Genomic DNA, 1,208 nt, shown 5'->3' on the forward strand with positions numbered 1-1,208 from the left:
TCGCTCATATTTCTGTCTCAAAAAAGATATCTGATGTTCTTTTACCACAAAATGTTACTATTTTGGAGATGTCTAATTTGTGCTTCGGGGCGTTCGGGATGCTCAATTGTGTACTCAATTACTCTTACTTGTATTGGCTTAAATCCTTTTTTTCTTAACTTGCCAGATGGATAAATCCAACTTAAATATGAACCATCATCTAGTTGTGTTTCGTTTAAGAATTTAACGTTGGATGGAATTCGCACTCTTCTACTCACAACCTTTACTGAATGTGGCTTCTACCATCGCGTAAGAATGTAAACCTCTATCCCACATCAATAACATTCCCTCTGCCACTGAGCGTAACAATTTTAACGCTCTTACTCTTTCTCCTATTTTATATGGACACATTAAGGCATCAAATATTAAATGTGTTCCTGCCTCTACTAAAATCACTAATCTAGCTTTGGGGAACGCCGCTCTCGTACCCGGACGGCTACCTGGACGACCAAAAACTCTGGCATTTTCATCACCCAGACGGGAGGTCTAAGCAGGTTCCATCTATCACTACGACCCTGAGTTCGTTGATAAAAGCTCCTACTGTTTCAACTGTAGCCATTGGTCGCACTAATGAATGAAACAACTGTCTCATCACGCCTGCTCCTAATCTTTGTCTGGCTTGAGTAATTGCCGATTTACAGGGAAACCGCCAATATTTACCAATTTTCACCCATGCTTCATTAAGACCATCAATTAAATTTTTTAAGACATCCCGCATTGAATCTTTCGACCACAGACTCATGGCGATTACCAGGCACACTACCAGTTGTGCTGGTAGGGCACGATGACGTTTCTCTTCAACATTTGTTTTGGCAATAGCTTGTTCGATGGCACTTGCTGGAATTGCTATCTCTATGGCCTTGAATATCTCCTTACTTGAGATTTTGGGAGATAAAAAGTGAGAATTCTTTGAGATGCACGCTAACTTGCTCTCCTTTTGTGGACACCATACCTAATTTACCACGGTTTGAGCCTTAACTGAACCGTATTGAACTATTGCATGGTCAGCAGCGTTTTTTTTTACTTGTTCCAGCAAGCTAGATGGTAGCAGTTCTCGCAGGTGCGGCAACCAATAGTTAGGGCTTGCTGAATCGTAACCGTTCAGGGGGTGCGCCTGCGGCGCACCACCCCAAGAGGAGTTTAAGCATCAATATGCTTGGGAGTCTAGG

1 pseudogene is annotated in these 1,208 nt (G+C 42.3%); it reads right to left on the reverse strand.

The features are described from left to right. Positions 1-47 precede the first annotated feature (47 nt). Positions 48-868, reverse strand: a pseudogene (locus QUA80_RS33630) (transposase domain-containing protein); the annotation flags it as partial. Between the last annotated feature and the right edge of the window lie 340 nt (positions 869-1,208).

The sequence above is a fragment of the Microcoleus sp. F4-D5 genome (genome assembly GCF_036704885.1).
Taxonomy (GTDB): Bacteria; Cyanobacteriota; Cyanobacteriia; order Cyanobacteriales; family Microcoleaceae; genus Microcoleus.